1 pseudogene is annotated in these 394 nt (G+C 67.3%); it reads right to left on the bottom strand.

What is annotated here, in order from left to right:
- Positions 1-394: pseudogene (locus I6F37_RS43760) on the bottom strand (hypothetical protein); the annotation flags it as partial.

Raw genomic sequence — 394 nt, 5'->3', positions numbered from 1 at the left:
CCGCAAACTCCGCAGCGATGCCGGTCACAAAGGCATCCTGCTTGTCCGAGATCCAGCACCGTACCGGCAAGCCCAGACGCTCGACCCACGCCCGCGCCCGCGCCAGCAACCGCTGCACCTCGCTGGTGCTGCTGGACAGCAAGGCCTCGGCGAACCAGACACGCTTCTGGCCGATCTCACGCACCACGTAGAGCGTCTCGTGGCCCTTCTCCGGTTGCAGCCCGTCGATGGTCAGGATCAGCCCGCGCGCCCGCCGATAGACGTGGGCCACTTCGGCCGGATCTTGCTGCCGGGCAGCGACCAGCCGCTGGTAGCGGCCGACGTAGCGCTCGATGGCATCCGCGGACAACGCAATCGCAAAGCGATCGCGCAATTCCTCGCGGATCTGTGGCAC

Origin of the sequence: Bradyrhizobium sp. NBAIM08, from assembly GCF_020193935.1 — a bacterium.
Taxonomy (GTDB): Bacteria; Pseudomonadota; Alphaproteobacteria; order Rhizobiales; family Xanthobacteraceae; genus Bradyrhizobium; species Bradyrhizobium yuanmingense.
Note: the sequence above shows the minus strand (reverse complement) of the source record. Positions and strands in the feature narration are given on the sequence as shown.